General features: G+C 75.9%; 15 protein-coding genes. 9 read left to right on the top strand and 6 right to left on the bottom strand.

Features of this window, described 5'->3' with window-relative positions; translation table 11 throughout:
* Positions 1-64 precede the first annotated feature (64 nt).
* On the bottom strand, positions 65-2,776 hold the full coding sequence (locus ACI79A_RS05310; protein ID WP_457080692.1) for a bifunctional acetate--CoA ligase family protein/GNAT family N-acetyltransferase: 2,712 nt from the start codon (positions 2,774-2,776) through the stop codon (positions 65-67).
* Entirely contained in the window at positions 2,769-3,953 is a 1,185-nt protein-coding gene (locus tag ACI79A_RS05305) for an acetoin utilization protein AcuC (protein WP_457080690.1), read from the bottom strand. The genes ACI79A_RS05310 and ACI79A_RS05305 overlap by 8 nt, the downstream gene beginning before the upstream one ends.
* 241 nt (positions 3,954-4,194) lie before the next feature.
* On the opposite strand from ACI79A_RS05305, the gene ACI79A_RS05300 reads away from it, so the two are divergent.
* The gene (locus ACI79A_RS05300; RefSeq protein WP_457080688.1) at positions 4,195-4,914 is read left to right on the top strand and encodes a metal-dependent transcriptional regulator; all 720 of its coding nucleotides are present in this window, start codon (positions 4,195-4,197) and stop codon (positions 4,912-4,914) included.
* A gap of 160 nt (positions 4,915-5,074) precedes the next feature.
* Positions 5,075-7,150 (top strand): S9 family peptidase, encoded by a 2,076-nt coding sequence (locus ACI79A_RS05295; RefSeq protein ID WP_457080686.1) that lies wholly within the window; start codon positions 5,075-5,077, stop codon positions 7,148-7,150.
* Positions 7,151-7,154: 4 nt separating this feature from the next.
* On the opposite strand, the gene ACI79A_RS05290 is transcribed toward ACI79A_RS05295, so the two are convergent.
* Entirely contained in the window at positions 7,155-8,231 is a 1,077-nt protein-coding gene (locus ACI79A_RS05290) for a DUF4192 domain-containing protein (RefSeq protein ID WP_457080684.1), read from the bottom strand.
* Positions 8,232-8,462: 231 nt separating this feature from the next.
* On the bottom strand, positions 8,463-8,756 hold the full coding sequence (locus ACI79A_RS05285) for a Dabb family protein (protein WP_457080682.1): 294 nt from the start codon (positions 8,754-8,756) through the stop codon (positions 8,463-8,465).
* 100 nt (positions 8,757-8,856) lie between these two features.
* On the opposite strand from ACI79A_RS05285, the gene ACI79A_RS05280 reads away from it, so the two are divergent.
* From ACI79A_RS05280 to ACI79A_RS05250, 7 genes are all read left to right on the top strand, one after another.
* Positions 8,857-10,131 carry a glycosyltransferase family 4 protein gene (locus tag ACI79A_RS05280; protein ID WP_457080680.1) on the top strand — a complete coding sequence of 425 codons (1,275 nt, stop codon included), beginning with the start codon at positions 8,857-8,859 and terminating at the stop codon, positions 10,129-10,131.
* Complete coding sequence (locus tag ACI79A_RS05275) at positions 10,125-10,853, top strand: methyltransferase domain-containing protein (protein ID WP_457080678.1); 729 nt, start codon at positions 10,125-10,127, stop codon at positions 10,851-10,853. Before ACI79A_RS05280 ends, ACI79A_RS05275 begins: the two co-directional genes overlap by 7 nt.
* Positions 10,846-11,904 (top strand): prenyltransferase, encoded by a 1,059-nt coding sequence (locus ACI79A_RS05270; protein WP_457080676.1) that lies wholly within the window; start codon positions 10,846-10,848, stop codon positions 11,902-11,904. Before ACI79A_RS05275 ends, ACI79A_RS05270 begins: the two co-directional genes overlap by 8 nt.
* Before the next feature lie 29 nt (positions 11,905-11,933).
* Entirely contained in the window at positions 11,934-12,794 is an 861-nt protein-coding gene (locus ACI79A_RS05265; protein ID WP_457080674.1) for a glycosyltransferase family 2 protein, read from the top strand.
* A complete protein-coding gene (locus tag ACI79A_RS05260) occupies positions 12,791-13,726 on the top strand; it encodes a glycosyltransferase family 2 protein (protein WP_457080672.1) in 936 nt (311 codons plus the stop codon). The genes ACI79A_RS05265 and ACI79A_RS05260 overlap by 4 nt, the downstream gene beginning before the upstream one ends.
* 80 nt (positions 13,727-13,806) lie before the next feature.
* A complete protein-coding gene (locus ACI79A_RS05255) occupies positions 13,807-14,322 on the top strand; it encodes a GNAT family N-acetyltransferase (RefSeq protein ID WP_457080670.1) in 516 nt (171 codons plus the stop codon).
* Positions 14,319-14,648: a hypothetical protein gene (locus ACI79A_RS05250; RefSeq protein ID WP_457080668.1), complete on the top strand. Its 330-nt coding sequence runs from the start codon at positions 14,319-14,321 to the stop codon at positions 14,646-14,648. The genes ACI79A_RS05255 and ACI79A_RS05250 overlap by 4 nt, the downstream gene beginning before the upstream one ends.
* An 11-nt stretch (positions 14,649-14,659) precedes the next feature.
* Here the strand turns inward: ACI79A_RS05250 and pip are convergent, their stop codons facing one another.
* Together pip and ACI79A_RS05240 are read right to left on the bottom strand one after the other, a co-directional pair.
* Entirely contained in the window at positions 14,660-15,616 is a 957-nt protein-coding gene (gene pip, locus ACI79A_RS05245; RefSeq protein WP_457080666.1) for a prolyl aminopeptidase, read from the bottom strand.
* A gap of 40 nt (positions 15,617-15,656) precedes the next feature.
* Positions 15,657-16,256, bottom strand: a complete 600-nt coding sequence (locus tag ACI79A_RS05240; protein ID WP_457080664.1) for a TPM domain-containing protein — start codon at positions 16,254-16,256, stop codon at positions 15,657-15,659.
* Between the last annotated feature and the right edge of the window lie 180 nt (positions 16,257-16,436).

The raw sequence follows: 16,436 nt of genomic DNA, 5'->3' as shown, positions 1-16,436 counted from the left end.
CGCTGCCCGGCTGGAGCATCGACGAGCCGGTCACCCTTCGTCGGGTGACCGGCTCGTTCGCGTCTCAGGACCCGGCGGGGCGGAACATCCTCCGGGGGCCCTGGTCGATGCGGGCGGTGGGCGGCCCCACCCGGACCGCCGCACCGGCCACCACCAGCGAGCGGCCACCGTGCCAGGCGTCGGCCGGTCCGACGATCACCGGCTCCAGGGTCAGCCCGAGCACCTCCGGCAGGTCGTCGGCCAGCCGGGCCACCCGCAGCAGCAGCTCCTCCAGGGCGGATGTGTCCACCGGTGCGCTGCCCCGGTAGCCGTCGAGCAGCGGCCACGCCCGGGGCTCGCGGACCAGCTCGTGGGCGTCCAGGTCGGTCAGCGGCAGCGTCCGGTAGGCGCGGTCGCCCAGCAGGTCGGTCGCCACCCCACCGAGGCCGAAGCTGACCAGCGCACCGAAGGACGGGTCGTCGACCACCTCGACGACCGTGCCCACCCCCGGCGCCGCCTGCTCCTGCACGATCACCGGATCGCCGGCCGGGATGGCGGCGAACGCGGCGCGCACGTCCTCGGCGTCGGCCAGGTCGAACCGCATCCCACCCAGGTCGCGGCGGTCGCGCAGCCACGGCGCCGTCGACTTCAGCACCACCGGGTAGCCGATCTGCTCCGCGGCGGCGACCGCCGCATCGGCGTCCTCCACCCGGCGGGTGCCCAGCAGCGGGATGCCGTAGGCCCGCAGCAGGGCCATCGTCTCCTCGTCGGTGAGGTCGCGGCCGGCGGGCGTGCCGGTCAGCGCGCCGAGCACCGCCGAGCGGCCGGCCTCCTCGTCGATCCCGTCCAGGTCCGGGACGACGCCGATCGGCCGTCGCCGCCAGCGGGCGTACTCGCTGACCTTGGCCAGCGCGATCACCGCCCGCTCCGGAGTGGAGAAGGACGGCACCGACCCCCGGGCCGGCATGCCGTGCTCGTCGCGCACCGCCAGCTCGTCGGGGATGCCGTCGGTGGACAGGTAGTTGGCGACCACCGGCTTCGCCGCCCCCTCGGAGACCTCGCGCAGCACCCGGCCGAAGGTCTGCTCCCCGCTGAGCAGCGGCGGGAGGAACACCGCCACGACCGCGTCGACCGCGTCGTCGTCGACCGCGGCCTGCAGGGCGGCCCGGAAGTCCTCCGGGCCCCCCTGGGTGCCGATGTCGACCGGCCGGTCGTGGGCCAGCTGCAGGCCCCGGTCCAGGACGGCGTCGGCGACCAGCACGCCCATCGCGGTCGAGTTGCCGACGATCGCCACCCGGTCACCGGCCGGCAGCGGCTGGTGGGCCAGCAGGGTGCCGACGTCGAACAGCTGGGCCAGGGTGTCGACCCGGATGACGCCCGCCGAGGCGAACAGCGCCGCGACCGACTGCTCGGGCACCGCGACGCTGGTGCCGGCCAGCCCGGCGGTCATCTTCACGTGCCGGCCGCTCTTGACCGCGACGACGGGCTTGGTGCGGCCGACGCTGCGGGCCAGCCGGGCGAACTTGCGCGGGTTGCCGAAGCTCTCCAGGTGCAGCAGCACCACCTCGGTGGCCGGGTCGGTGGCCCAGTACTGCAGCAGGTCGTTGCCGCTGACGTCGGCGCGGTTGCCCGCGGAGACGAAGCTGGACAGCCCGATGCCGCGTCCCCGCGCCCGTTCCAGCAGCGCCACGCCCAGCGCACCGGACTGGGCGAAGAACCCGACCCGGCCGCGCCCGGGGACCTGCGGCGCGAGGCTGGCGTTCAGCCGGACCGCCGGGTCGGTGTTGACGACGCCCAGGCAGTTGGGGCCGACCACGCGCATGCCCGACGCCCGGGCCGAGGCCACCAGCGCACGCTCCGCGGCCCGGCCCTCCGGCCCGGTCTCGCCGAACCCGCCGGAGATGACCACCAGCCCCTTGACCCGCTTGCGACGGCAGGCCTCCACGACGCCCGCGACCTCTTCGGCGGGCACGGCCAGCACGGCCAGGTCGACGTCGTCGGGGATCGACTCGATGTCCGCGTGCGCCGGCACGCCGCGCACGTGCCGCACCGCGGGGTTGACCGGGTAGATCGGCCCGGCGAACCCGTACTCCAGCAGGTTGTGCAGCACCGCCGACCCCACCTTGCTCGGGTCGTTGCTCGCGCCGACCACCGCCACCGAGCCGGGGGTCAGCAGCCGGCCGATGGACCGCGACTCGCTGCGCTGCTCCCGCTCGTGCGCCACCGCCAGCGACTGCTCGGTGGGTGCGATGGGGAAGGTCAGGTGCACGACGCCGTCCTCGTAGGACCGCTGGGCCGAGTAACCGGCGTCCTGGAACACCCGGACCATCGCGCTGTTCTGGCTGAGCACCTCGGCGACGAAGCGGCTGATCCCCCGCTCACGGGCGGCCGCGGCCAGGTGCTCCAGCAGCACCGACCCCAGGCCGCGGCGCTGGTGCGCGTCCTCGATGAGGAAGGCGACCTCGGCGTCGGCGGTGCCCGGTAGCCGGTCGTAGCGGCCCACCCCGATCAGCTCGTCGCCGAGCAGGACGACGAAGGCCACCCGGTCGACGTGGTCGACGTGGGTGAACCGGTGCAGGTCCTTGTCCGACAGGCGCCGCACCGGGCCGAAGAACCGGTAGTAGCGGGTTTGCTCGCTGCTGCGGTCCATCAGCCCGACGATGCCGTCGGCGTCGTCGGGTGTGATCGGGCGCAGGTGCACGGTGCCGCCGTCGGCGGCGACGACGTCGGCCTCCCAGTGCGGCGGCGGGGGCGCGGGGGCGGGTGGTCCGGCCGGGGTGCTGGTCGCGTCAGTCACGAGGATCGTCCGGGTCGAGTCCGAAGTAGGGGAAGGCGGCCGTGCGGGTGCGCAGGATGGCCCGGTCGACCCGGTTCTCGGTGAACGGGTCCCACCGGGGGAAGCCCACGTAGCCGCCCTCGGTCATCGACTCCGGCGGCTCGACCCGCAGTCCACGGCGGCGGACGTCGTCGCGCCACGCCTGCGGGATCTCCGTGGACGGGGCCAGCCGGTCACCGCTGGCCTCGGCGATCAGGTGGGTCCAGGCGCGCGGCACGCAGCGGACCAGTCCGTAGCCGCCACCGCCCAGGGCGATCCACCGGCCGTCGCAGACCTCGTGGGCCAGGTCGTGCACCGCCCGGTAGGAGGCGCGCTGACCGTCGACGGTGAGCCCCAGGTCGGCCAGCGGGTCCTCGTGGTGGGCGTCGCAGCCGCACTGGGTGACCAGGATCTGCGGGGCGAAGGCCCGCACCACGCTGGGCACCACCGCGTGGAACGCGCGCAGCCAGCCGGCGTCGTCGGTGCCGTTGGGCAGCGCCAGGTTGACCGCGCTGCCCAGCGCCCGCTGCGGGTCACCGGTCTCCTCCGGGTAGCCGGTGCCCGGGAACAGGGTGAGCGGGGTCTGGTGGACGCTGACCGTGAGCACCCGCGGGTCGTCGTAGAAGGCGGCCTGCACGCCGTCCCCGTGGTGGACGTCCAGGTCGACGTAGGCGATCCGCTCGTAGCCCTGGCGCAGCAGCCAGGCGATCGCCACGGCCGCGTCGTTGAACACGCAGAACCCGGAGGCCGTGTCGCGCATGGCGTGGTGCAGCCCGCCGGAGATGTTGACCGCGTGCTGGGCCTTGCCGGAGTGCACCTGCTGGGCGGCGAGCACGCTGCCACCGGTGATCAGCGCGGCCGCGTCGTACATGCCCGCGAAGACCGGGTTGTCCGGGGTGCCGAGGCCGTGCCCGGCGGCGGCCGGGTCGTCGGGGGCCCACCGCACCGCGTCCAGGTAGCCCTGGTCGTGCACCAGCCGGAGCAGGTCCTCGTCGGCCGGGGTGGGCCGCAGCACCTCCAGCCCGGGCCGGTCCAGCACGCCGAGCGACTGCGCCAGCTCGATGGTCAGCTCCAGGCGCAGCGGGTGCATCGGGTGGTCGCCGCCCATGGTGTAGCCGAGCAGCGCGTCGTCCCAGACCACCGCGACGGAGTCGCTCACGGGCCCTCCCTCGCTGGTCCTCGTCCTCGGCAGGCCACGGCGGTGCCGGGCCGCCGCTGCCCCCCGGTGAGCAGCCGGCTCTGCCGTGCCCGGACGCTACCGGGCGCCGGCCACCCCGCGCCGCCGCCGGCGTCGGGTCGTCGGGTCGTCGGGTCGTCGGGTCGTCGGGTCGTCGGGTCGTCGGAGCCCGCCGGGTGGCCGGCGCCTCGTAGAATCCTCGGCACCTGACGGAGGAGTGGACGTGAACGACCTCATCGACACCACGGAGATGTACCTCCGGACCATCTTCGAGCTCGAGGAAGAGGGGATCACCCCTCTCCGGGCCCGCATCGCCGAGCGCCTGCACCAGAGCGGCCCCACCGTGAGCCAGACCGTGGCCCGCATGGAGCGCGACGGGCTGCTGACCGTGCAGGGTGACCGCCACCTGCAGCTGTCCGACGAGGGGCGCGAGCTGGCGACCGCCGTCATGCGCAAGCACCGGCTGGCCGAGTGCCTGCTGGTGGACGTCATCGGCCTGGACTACGCCGACGTCCACGAGGAGGCCTGCCGCTGGGAGCACGTGATGAGCGAGGCGGTGGAACGCAAGATCCTCACCCTGCTCGACAACCCGACGGTCTCCCCGTTCGGCAACCCCATCCCGGGCCTCGACGCCCTCGGCGGCGACACCTCCGCGGTGCTCGACGCGCTCACCCTGCTCTCCACCACGGCCACTCCCGAAGGGCGCCAGGTGGTGGTCCGCCGGATCAGCGAGCAGCTCCAGGAGGACGCCCAGCTCCTCCGGTCGCTGGCCGACCAGGGCGTCCGCCCCGGTTCGACGGTGACCGCGTCGCTGTCCAACGGCGCCGTCCTCGTCGACGGGGTGCCGCTGCAGCCCGGGGTCGCCCAGCACGTCTTCGTCAGCGCCGTCGACGACGACCTCACCCCGGTCGAGGCCGCCGAGGCGACCGCCGGCGTCGGCTGACGGCACGACCGGCAGCTCCCGCGAGCCGCGACCCCCACCGGGGCCGCGGCTCGCGTCGTTCCGGCGCCCGGCCGCCGGGCCGACAACTCCTTCGCCGGGCTCACGATCTCCTCACTAGGCTCGGCGGTGACCCGCCCGGACGCACAGAGAGAAGGCACCGGTGAGCGACTCCGCAGCTCCCTCCGGCGAACAGCCGCAGGCCACCCCGTTCCACCGGCTCGCCGACTTCATGGCGCTGCCACGCCTCGGCGGCCTGGCCCTCTCCCCCGACGGCACCCGGCTGGTCACGGCGGTCGCGACGCTGAACCCGGCGGGCACCGCCTGGCAGTCGGCCCTGTGGGAGGTCGACCCGGCCGGGCGCCGCTCCGCGCGGCGCCTGACCCGGGGGCCGGTCGCTGAGTCCGCGCCGGTGTTCACCCCCGCGGGCGACCTGCTGTTCACCTCCGCCCGCCCCGACCCCGACGCCGACAAGGACGCCGGTGAGCCGAAGCCGTCGCTGTGGTGCCTGCCGGCCGACGGCGGTGAGGCGCGGCTGGTCCTGCAGCGTGCCGCCGGCATCAGCGGCGTGCTGGTCGCCGCCGACACCGGCGAGGTGGCGGTCCTCGCCTCGACCACGCCGGACGCGGCGGACGCCGCCGACGACGAGCAGCGGCGGAAGGAGCGCGCGGACGCCGGCGTGACCGCGGTGCTGCACGAGAGCTACCCGGTGCGCTTCTGGGACCACGACCTCGGCCCCGCCGTCCCGCACCTGTACTGGCTCGGGCGGCTGCCCGCCGACCCGGCTGCCGGCGCCCGTCCCGAGCCCGCGGAGTGGCGGGACCTGACCCCCGAGGCGGGCGCTCCGCTGGGCGCGGGCGACGACGTCGCCGTCTCCCCTGACGGCCGGTTCGTCGCCCGCGGCGAGGACGTGCCCGACGGGCCGGCCGGCCGCCGCTCCCGGCTGGTGCTCACCGAGGTGGCCACCGGGCAGACCCGGGTGCTGGTCGACGAGCCGCGGGCCGACGTCCACTCCCCCCGCTTCTCCCCGGACTCCACCCGGCTGGTGTGCGTGCGGGAGTCGGCCTCCACGTTCAGCGAGCCGCCGGACTACACGCTGCTGCTGGTCGACCCGGTCACCGCCGACTCCCGCGACCTCACCGCCGGCTTCGACCGCTGGCCCAGCGCGCCGCAGTTCGCCGCCGACGGCACCGCGGTGTACTTCCTCGCCGACGAGGACGGGCGGCACGCGGTCTTCCGGGTCGCGCTGGACGGCGACGCCCCGGTGCGGCTGACCGGCGACGGCGCCTACAGCGACCTGCAGGTGGCCCGCGACGGCAGCGCGCTGTACGCCCTGCGCTCGGCCTACGACTCCCCACCGGTGCCGGTGCGGCTGGACCCGGTCGCGACCGGCCAGCAGCCCACCCCGCTGCCCAACCCGGGCACCGTCGACTTCCTCCCCGGCACGCTCCGCGAGCTCGACGCCACCGCTGCCGACGGCACCCGGGTGCAGTCCTGGCTGGTGCTGCCCGACGGCGCGAGCGCCCGGCAGCCGGCACCGCTGGTGCTGTGGGTGCACGGCGGCCCGCTGATGAGCTGGAACGGCTGGTCCTGGCGGTGGACACCGTGGCTGCTGGCCGCCCGCGGCTACGCCGTCCTGCTGCCCAACCCGGCGCTGTCGCAGGGCTTCGGGCAGGACTTCGTCCGCCGGGGCTGGGGCGAGTGGGGCGGCGCCCCGTACACCGACCTGATGGCCGCGGTGGACGCCGCCGAGGCGCTGCCGGAGATCGACGCGACCCGCACCGCGGCGATGGGCGGCTCCTTCGGTGGCTACATGGCCAACTGGATCGCCACCCAGACCGACCGGTTCGCCGCGATCGTGACCCATGCGAGCCTGTGGCACTTGGACCAGTTCGCCGGGACGACGGACTCGGCCTACTACTGGGAGCGGGAGTTCGGTGACCCGCTGACCGAGCCCCGGCGGTACGAGCAGAACTCGCCGCACCGCTACGCCGACGCGATCCGCACGCCGATGCTGGTCATCCACGGCGACAAGGACTACCGGGTGCCGATCGGCGAGGGGCTGCGACTCTGGTACGACCTGCAGAAGCGCGGGGTGCCGTCGAAGTTCCTCTACTTCCCCGACGAGAACCACTGGGTGCTCACCCCCGGCAACGCGACGGTCTGGTACGAGACGGTGCTCGCGTTCCTGGCCGAGCACGTGCTGGGCCAGGAGTGGGAGCGGCCCGCCCTGCTGTGACCTCTCACCAGGGCCACCAGTCCGGCGCCGTCGGTCGGAGCCGGGGCACGACGGGCGGGTCGGCGGCCTCGCGGACCAGCTCGCGGATCGCCGCCGGCGGCAGGCACGCGTCCAGCGCCCGCCGCAGCAGGACCGCGAGGGTGTAGCCCGGTTCGCTGGCCAGCGCCCGGTCCAGGGACACGTTGGCCAGCGCCCCGCTGCCCCGGGCCCACGCGGTGACCGCGAGCAGGGTGGCCGGCGCCGCGTCCAGCGGGGCCGGCGCCCGCCGGGTCAGCTCGGTGAACACCTGCTCGGCACCCGCCGCCGACGGCCCGGCGCACAGCCCCATCGCCCGATCCCGGACGTCGACGTCGCGCAGCCCCCAGGCCAGCCGGGCGGCCTCGGCGTCGGTCAGCGCGGCGGTCGAGCCCGGTCCGCAGCGGTCGACGGCGGCCCGCAGCAGCTCCCAGGACTCCTCGGTCACCTCCTCCCAGGCGGTGCCCAGCAGCCGCCGGGCCATGACCTGGCCGACCTCGTCGCAGGCGCGGGCCATCCCCTCGGCCGCCAGGAAGCCGACCGGGGCGACCCGCCGGACCAGGGCCGCCCGGTCGGCCTCCACCACCTGGCCCTCGAGCGTCGCCGCGAGGGCCAGCTGACTGGTGGCCGTTGGGACCGGGCTCCCGGCGCCCGGGGCGCAGCACGGGTCGGCGCAGTCGTAGGACCACCAACGGCCGCCGCGCACGAGCAGCGCGTCCCGGATGGCCACCCCGGCCGCGTCGAACTCCAGCACGGTCCGGTGCAGCAGCTCCCGCTGCGGCAGCTGGGGGTCTGGGTCGTCGTCCTGGTCGGTCACCACCACGACGACGACCGCCGACGGTTCGTCGGTGAGCACCCTGCCGACCAGTCCGCGCACCACCTGGTCGCGGTCTGCCGGGGACGGCAGGTCCACCCGCGCGGTGAGGCCCACCACCGTCCCCCGGTCCCGCAGGCTCAGGACGACCAGCGACTCGACCGGGTGGAAGCCGACCAGGTGCGGGAGGGCGGCGGCGACGTCGCCGGGGCCGCTGAGGCGGACCGGCGCAGGGCGTTCGGATGCGGTCATGGCGACGAGGCTCGCCGTGCGGCGGCCGTCGATCACCGGTCCGGGCCAGGTTGTGGACGGCGCCGTCAGCTGTGGACGACGACCGGCCGAGGACCTCCCCGACCGGCCAGGCTGCTGCCCGTGTCCGTGCCCCTGTCCCTGCCCGTGCCCCTGTCCCTGCCCGTGCCCGACACCGCCCCCGCGGTGGCCCCGCGCCCGCGCCGCGGTGCCGCCCCGGGGCGCTCCTCGCGCTCAGACCTCGTACTGGACCGCCGTCCTGCTCGCCAGGTGCGGGCGCACGTGCTCGGTCAGCACGGCCAGGTGCCGCGGGTCGTCGGCGTAGGCGCGGAAGGCCTGCACGTCGGGGAAGTCCGCCACCAGCGCCACGTCGGCGTTGCCGTCGACCAGATGGGCATCGGGCCCCACCGCGAAGGAGGTCATGCCCCCGACCTCCGCCGGCAGCCGGCGCAGCGCGGCCACGGCGGCGGCACGCACCTCCGGGGAGGTCTCCGGGGTCCAGGTGAAGAGCACGACGTGACGCAGCATGCCCGCACCCTGCCAGGCCGCCGACCGGCGGGCGACCGGGCGTTCCGCACCCTCCCGGCCGTGCGCGGGGCGGACCTGCGCCGCTGGTTAGAGTCCGGGCATGGGACGGTCGTTGCGCGTCGCACTGCTGTCCTACCGGAGCAAGCCGCACGGCGGCGGGCAGGGCGTCTACGTCCGGGCCCTGTCGCACGAGCTGCGCGAGCTCGGCCACCGGGTCGAGGTGCTCAGCGGCCAGCCGTACCCGGAGCTGGCCGACGGCGTGCCGCTGACCGAGGTGCCGAGCCTCGACCTCTACCGCGAGCCCGACCCCTTCCGCACGCCCCGGCCCGGCGAGTTCCGCGACCTGGTCGACGTCCTGGAGTGGGCGACGATGTGCACCGCCGGCTTTCCCGAACCGCTCACCTTCAGCCTGCGGGCAGCGCGCCTGCTCCGCCGGCGCGCCGGCGAGTTCGACCTGGTGCACGACAACCAGTCGCTGGGGTGGGGGCTGCTCGGCCTGCGCCGCATCGGGCTCCCGACCGTCGCCACGGTGCACCACCCGGTCGCGATCGACCGGGACCTGGAACTGGCCGCCGCCCCCGGGCTGCGCCGGCAGCTGACCCTGCGCCGCTGGTACGCCTTCACCGGCATGCAGGCGCGGGTGGCCCGACGGCTGGACGGGATCACCACCGTCTCGGAGAACAGCCGGGCCGACATCGAACGGCACATGGGGGTGCCCGCCCGCGCCGTCGAGGTCATCCCGGTCGGCATCGACCCGGAGGTGTTCCACCCCGGCACCGCCCCGCGCGACCCGGCCACCGTGCTGGTCACCGCGAGCGCCGACGTGCCGCTGAAGGGGCTGGTGCCGCTGCTGGAGGCGGTTGCCAAGCTGCGCACCGAGCGGGAGGTGCGCCTGGTCGTGGTGGGCAGCGTCCGCCCGGGTGGCCCGGCGGCCGCCGCCCTGGCGCGGCTCGGGCTGCAGGAGGCGGTGCGCGTCACCGGGCCGGTTCCGCAGGTGGAACTGGTGCGGCTGCTGCAGACCGCCACGGTGGTCGCCGTGCCGTCGCTGTACGAGGGCTTCTCGCTGCCCGCGGTCGAGGCGATGGCCTGCGCGACCCCGCTGGTGACCACCGACGCCGGGGCGCTGCCGGAGGTGGTCGGTTCGCACGCCGGCGTGCAGGTGCCCGCCGGCGACGTCGACCGGCTCGCCGCCGCGCTGCAGCTCGTGCTGGACCACCCCTCGCTGCAGGACCAGCTGGGCCGGGCCGGCCGCGCCCGCGTGCTGGCCAACTACACCTGGCGCCGCACCGCCGAGCGCACCGCGGCCTGGTACGAGGAGGTGCTCGTCCGGCGCGCGCCGGACGGGCCCCGGGCAGGGAGCGCTCCCGCGTGCTGACCGTCGACTACGACCTGCTCGGCGTCACCCCCGGCATGCGGGTGCTCGACCTGGGGTGCGGCGAGGGCCGGCACGCCTTCGAGGCCTACCGCCGGGGCGCCTCGGTGCTGGCCGTCGACTGGGGCGCCGCCGAGGTCACCACCACCCGCACCTGGCTGCAGGCGATCGCGGCGGCCGGTGAGGCCCCGGCCGGCGCCGCGGCCGAGGTCGCGCGCGGCGACCTCCGCGCCCTGCCGGTCCCCGACGCCAGCGTCGACCGGGTCATCGCCTCGGAGGTGCTCGAGCACATCCCCGACGACCGGACCGCCATCGCCGAGATCGCCCGGGTGCTCAAGCCGGGCGGCCGGGTGGCGGTCACCGTGCCCCGCTACGGTCCGGAACGGGTCTGCTGGGCGCTGTCGGACGACTACCACGCCAACGAGGGCGGGCACATCCGCATCTACCGCGGCGACCAGCTCTGGGAGCGGCTGGCCGCAGCCGGGCTGCGCCCGACCCGCACCCACCACGCGCACGCCCTGCACGCGCCCTACTGGTGGCTCAAGTGCGCCGTCGGCGTCGACCGGGACACCTGGGCCACGCGGGCCTACCACCGGCTGCTGGTCTGGGACCTGGTGCGCCGCCCGTGGGTGACGCGCACCGCCGAGCGGCTGCTGGACCCGGTCCTCGGCAAGAGCCTGGTGGTCTACGCCGAGAAGCCGGCGGCGAGGGGCACCGATGACTGACCACCTCCCCGAGGTGCCCGGTGTGCTGCGCGCCGACCAGCTGCGGGCGACGGTCGCCGCGATCGCCGCCGAGCAGTCGGGTGACGGTGCGCTGCCCTGGTTCCGCGGCGGGCAGCTGGACGCCTGGGACGCCGTCGAGGCGGCGATGGCCCTGGACGTCGGCGGGGAACACACGCGTGCCGCAGCCGCCTACGCGTGGCTGGCCGCCCGGCAGCGGCCCGACGGGTCGTGGGCCGCGGAGTACCGGGACGGCGTCGTCGTCGCCCCCGGGACCGAGAGCAACCACGCCGGCTACCTGGCCGTCGGCGTCTGGCACTCCTGGCTGAGCTGCGGCGACGACGGCCTCGTCGACCGGCTGTGGCCGGCCGTCCGGCGGGCACTGGACCTGGTGACGGCGATGCAGATGCCCACCGGGGCGATCGGCTGGGCCCTGCGACCCGACGGGACACCCGACGACACGGCGCTGCTCACCGGCAACGCCAGCCTCTTCCAGTCGCTGCGCTGCGGGATCGCGCTGGCCGACCTGGTCGGGCAGCCCCAGCCGGACTGGGACCTCGCCGCGACCGGCCTGGGCGCGGCGCTCCGCGCCCGCCCCGAGGTGTTCGCCGACCGCTCCCGGTGGTCGATGGACTGGTACTACCCGGTGCTCGCCGGCGCGGTCACCGGCCGCGCCGCGCACGAGCGCCTGGCCGCCGGGTGGGACACCTTCGTGGTGCCCGGCCTCGGGGTGCGGTGCGTCGCGGACCGGCCCTGGGTCACCGGGGCCGAGACCTGCGAGCTGGCCCTCGCGCTGGCCGCGTGCGGTCGACCGGACGACGCCGCAGAGCAGCTGGCCGCGATGCAGCACCTGCGGGCCGACGACGGCTCGTACTGGACCGGCTTCGTCTACCCGGACGACGCGCGGTGGCCGGTCGAGCGCACCACCTGGACCGCCGCAGCGGTGGTGCTGGCCGCCGACGCGATCGCCGGCACCGGCCCGGCCAGCGGCCTGTTCGCCGACCCCGCGCACCTCTGCGGCCCGGTGGCCGATGTGATCGAGGGGCGGGGTTGACCGGCCCCGACGCCGGGCACGGTGCGCACGTGATCACCGAGCTCGACCCCGCGCGACCCGCGGTGACCTGTGTGGTGGCCAGCCGCAACCGGCGCGACGACCTGCTCGCCAGCCTGCCCCGGCACGAGGCCCCGGTCGTCCTGGTCGACAACGCCTCCACCGACGGCACCGTGGCAGCCGTCCGGGCCGCCCACCCCGAGGTCACGGTCGTGCCGCTGCCCGACAACGCCGGCGCCCTGGCCCGCACCGTCGGCGTCGAGCGCGCCGGCACCCCGTTCGTGGCCTTCACCGACGACGACTCCTGGTGGGCGCCGGGCGACCTGGCGCGCGCGGTGGCGATCATGCGCGCCCACCCCCGGCTCGGCTTGCTGGCCGCCCGGATCCTCGTCGGACCGGAGGAACGCCTCGACCCGGTCTGCGAGGTGATGGCGGCCAGCCCGCTGGGCACCGACCCGGACCTGCCCGGCCCGTCGCTGCTCGGCTTCGTGGCCTGCGCGGCCCTGGTCCGCACCGAGGCGTTCACCACGGCCGGCGGGTTCGACCCGGTGGTCCGCTTCCCCGGCGAGGAGGAACGCCTCGCGCTGGACCTGGCCGCGGCCGGCTGGGGCCTGGCCTACGTCGACGGGGTCACCGTGCACCACCACCCGTCACCGCGCCGCGAGCCCGCGGCCGACCGGCAGGCCGGCCTGTGGCGCAGCCGGGTGCTCACGGCGCTGATGCGCTACCCGCTGCGCGACCTGGCCGGTCAGCTGCTGCGCGCGCTGCGCGCCGGGCGGCCGGGCCTGCGGGGTCTGGCCGGTGCCCTCCCCCGGGTGCCCGCCGCCCTGCGCCGGCGCCGCGTCCTGCCCACCACCGTGATGTCCGGAGTCCGGGAGCTGCAGCACTCATGACGAGCGAACTGGCCGAACCGGCCACCACCGGCACCGACGTCGACCCGCGGGTGGCCGTGGTCGTCATCACGCACAACCGCCGCGACGAGCTGCTGCTCGCGTTGACCCGGCTGCGCGCGCTGCCCGAGCAGCCGCACGTGGTGGTCGTCGACAACGGGTCGTCCGACGGCACCGCCGACGCGGTCCGCCGGGAGCACCCCTGGGCCGAGCTGATCGCCAGCCCGCAGAACCTGGGCGCGGTGGGCCGCAACGTGGGGGTGGCCCGGCTCGACACCCCCTACGTCGCCTTCTGCGACGACGACACCTGGTGGGACCCGGGCTCGCTGCGGGCCGCCGCCGACGCCTTCGACGCCCACCCCCGGCTGGCCGTGGTCACCGCCCGGATCCTCGTCGAGCCGGGCAGCACCGAGGACCCGATCGTGGCCGAGCTGCGCGACTCCCCCGTCGTCGGCGCCGACTGGCTGCCCGGCCCTGCGCTGGGCAGCTTCCTCGCCGGCGCCAGCGTGGTCCGCCGCGAGGCCTTCGACGAGGTCGGCGGGTTCAACGAGCGGCTGTGGCTGGGTGGTGAGGAGGAGCTGATGGCCGGCGACCTCGCCGCCCGCGGCTGGGAGCTCTGCTACCTGCCCGAGCTGACCATCCACCACCAGGCCAGCACCGCGCGCGACCCGCACAAGCGGCGGGCCGACGGCATCCGCAACACCCTCTGGACGACGTGGCTGCGCCGGCCGCTGAAGCCGGCGCTGCGCCGCACGCTGCACCTGCTGCGCACCGTGCCGAAGGACCGGGTGACCGCCCGCGGGCTCCTCGCCGCGATCGGCGGGCTGCCGTGGCTGGTGCGCGAGCGGCGGGTGCTGCCGCCGCACGCCGAGGCGCGGTTCGCCGCGCTCGAGGACGCGCAGCGGAGATCGACCGCCCGGCGGTACGTCAGCTGAGCACCGTCCGCCCGGCGCGGGCGACCGACGCGCACGCCATCGGCGAGGCCCTCGCCGACGCCTTCACCGACTACCCCTGGGTGCGCTGGGCCCTCGGGGACGACGGGCTGCGCGACCGGCTGACCGGGTTGTACCGGCTGGAAGCCGGGCTGCTCGGGGTCGAGACGCACGGCACCTGGCTGGCCGAGGACGACGGGCAGGTGCTCGCCGCGGCGTGCTGGGTGCGGCCCGACGCCGCCCCGTCGGCGGCGACGGCACAGCTGGTCGCCGACCAGGTGGGGGCGCTGCTCGGGGACCGCGGCCCGGTGCTCGCCGCCTCGGAGGAGGCCAGCACCGCCCTGCACCCACCGGGCGAGCACTGGTTCCTGGCCTGCGTCGGCACCCGGCCCGCGGCCCGCGGGCGCGGCCTGGCCACGGCCCTGCTGCAGGCCGGGCTCGAGGCGGTCGACGCAGCGGGGGCGAGCGCCCTGCTGGAGACCTCGGCGGCGGGCAACGTCCGGCTCTACGAGCGGCTGGGGTTCGCCGTCGTCGGCGAGGTCGACCCACCCGGCGGCGCACCGCACACCTGGGTGATGCACCGGGCGCCGGCCCGGTGACCGCGCCGTCGAGCGCGGGCGGGCGCGGCCCGCAGGTCCGCCTCTTCCCCGACTACTCCGCCGAGTGGCCGCTGTGGACCCCCGGCATGACCCCCGGGTACCGGCTGGGCCTCTCCCCGGCGCTGCAGGTCCGGCTCCGCGAGTGGGCGGCGTTCTTCGACGCCCACTTCCACCACGAGGACGGCTGGGACCACCCCGGCCACCGGTCCGAGTTCGCCGCACGCGGCGAGGAGCTCGCCGCCGCGCTGCGCGCCGAGCTGCCCGGCTCCGACGTCGTCTACGACGACTGGGCCACCCGCGACCCGTCCGAGGGCCCCGGGACCTGAGGGCGGGGCGGTCAGCGGCGGTCGGCGAACCGGTCCAGCGCCGCGGTCATGGCCTCCTGCACGGTGGCGCCCCCGTGTCCGGCGTCGCCGAGGACGACCAGCTCGCTGTCCGGCCACGCGGAGTGCATGCGCCAGGCGGTGTCCAGCGGTCCGCTCACGTCGAACCGGCCGTGCACCAGCACGCCCGGGATACCGGCCAGCCGCCCGGCGTCGCGCAGCAACTGGCCGTCGTCGAGGAAGCAGCCGTTCCCCCAGTAGTGGGTCACCAGCCGGGCGAAGGCGAGCTGGAAACCGGGTTCGGCCACCGACAGCGACGGCTCGGCGTCCGGGGCGAGCGACACGTGGACGTCCTCCCAGGTGCACCACTCCAGTGCGGCCCGCGCCCGCACGGCCGGATCCGGGTCGTGCAGCAGCCGGCCGTAGGCCGCGGCCAGGTCGCCGTCGCGCTCGGCGGCGGGCACCCCGTCCCGGAACCGCTCCCACTCCCGCGGGAAGACCCGCCCCATGTCCCGGGTGATCCAGTCGGTCTCCCGCCGGTCGCCGTTGGTGATCGCGGCCAGCACCAGCTCGGTGACCCGCTCGGGGAACGACTCGGCGTAGGCGAACGCAAGGGTGACGCCCCACGAGCCGCCGCTGACCAGCCAGCGGTCGATGCCCAGGTGCTCCCGGAGCCGCTCCAGGTCCGCGACCAGGTGCGGGGTGGTGTTGGCCGACAGGTCGACCTCGGGCTCCCCGGCCCACGGGGTGCTCCGTCCGGCGTTGCGCTGGTCGACCAGGACCACCCGGTAGCGCCGCGGGTCGAACTGGCGCCGCATCCCCGGGGTGCAGCCCTGACCGGGGCCGCCGTGCAGCACGACCGCGGGCTTGCCGTCGGGGTTGCCGCAGACCTCCCAGTACAGCGAGTGGCCGTCGCCCACGTCGAGCATCCCGGTCGCGTACGGCTCGATCGGCGGGTACAGCCGGCTCACCGGGCCCGCTGGTGCAGGGGCACGTCGTGGACCCCCGGGGTCAGCTCAGCCGCACCGGGCTGTCGGGCTCCGCCGGGGCAGGCTCCCGTCCGACCGGGTCGCTCCGCCGGGAGACGAGGTAGAGCGCGGTCAGCACGGCACCCAGGGCGACCACGACCACCGCCGTCCGCTCCCCCGACCACGACGGCATGGCCGGGTCGACGACGTCGGTCGACTGCAGCCCGTCGGCCAGGGCCACCACCGCGCCGGACCAGTCCCCGTCCACGACGGCCGGCTCGACCTCCTCGCTCATCAGGGTCTCGACCGCGCCGCGCTGCACCGGCGACTCGTCCCCGATCCACCACTCGTACTCGGCCTCGTCCGTCGCGATGGCCAGCAGCAGCTCCTCGTCACCGAGCTCCGACTCCGCTGCGGTCAGCGCCGCCCAGTCGGCGTCGTCGTCCTCGCCGTCGAAGGTGGGCACGAAGACGGCGGACAGCACCATCCCCGTCTCCGAACGCAGCGCCGCCAGTGCGTCCTCCACCGCGGCAGCGCCGTCCCCGAGCACGCCGGCTTCGTCCGTGACCGGGGCGTCGACCTCGACCGGCTGCTCTGCCGACGCGACGGCGGCGGGCAGCGAAGCGGTGATCAGAACGGTCAACAACGCGATTCGGGTGCGCACACACACTTCCTCTGGATCGGTGACCGGGTGCCCGCGGCCGATATCGTCTCCCCGCGGTCCTCGAGGCCGGCGCCGGACGCGGCCGAGGCCCCTTCGCGATCATGAACGGCAACTCGGTGCATGGCAGGAAAAAGTCACCACCTTCCCCGCCACTCGGAA

This window comes from Modestobacter sp. SYSU DS0657, assembly GCF_054050925.1.
The sequence above is the reverse complement of the archived record's forward strand: the minus strand, read 5'-3'. Positions and strand labels throughout refer to the sequence as shown.

Excerpts from the sequence above, each read along its gene's own strand:
- ACI79A_RS05290 (WP_457080684.1), bottom strand. The coding sequence starts at position 8,231 with ATGACCGCATCCGAACGCCCTGCGCCGGTCCGCCTCAGCGGCCCCGGC.
- ACI79A_RS05285 (WP_457080682.1), bottom strand. The coding sequence starts at position 8,756 with ATGCTGCGTCACGTCGTGCTCTTCACCTGGACCCCGGAGACCTCCCCG.
- ACI79A_RS05280 (WP_457080680.1), top strand. The coding sequence starts at position 8,857 with ATGGGACGGTCGTTGCGCGTCGCACTGCTGTCCTACCGGAGCAAGCCG.
- ACI79A_RS05270 (WP_457080676.1), top strand. The coding sequence starts at position 10,846 with ATGACTGACCACCTCCCCGAGGTGCCCGGTGTGCTGCGCGCCGACCAG.
- ACI79A_RS05260 (WP_457080672.1), top strand. The coding sequence starts at position 12,791 with ATGACGAGCGAACTGGCCGAACCGGCCACCACCGGCACCGACGTCGAC.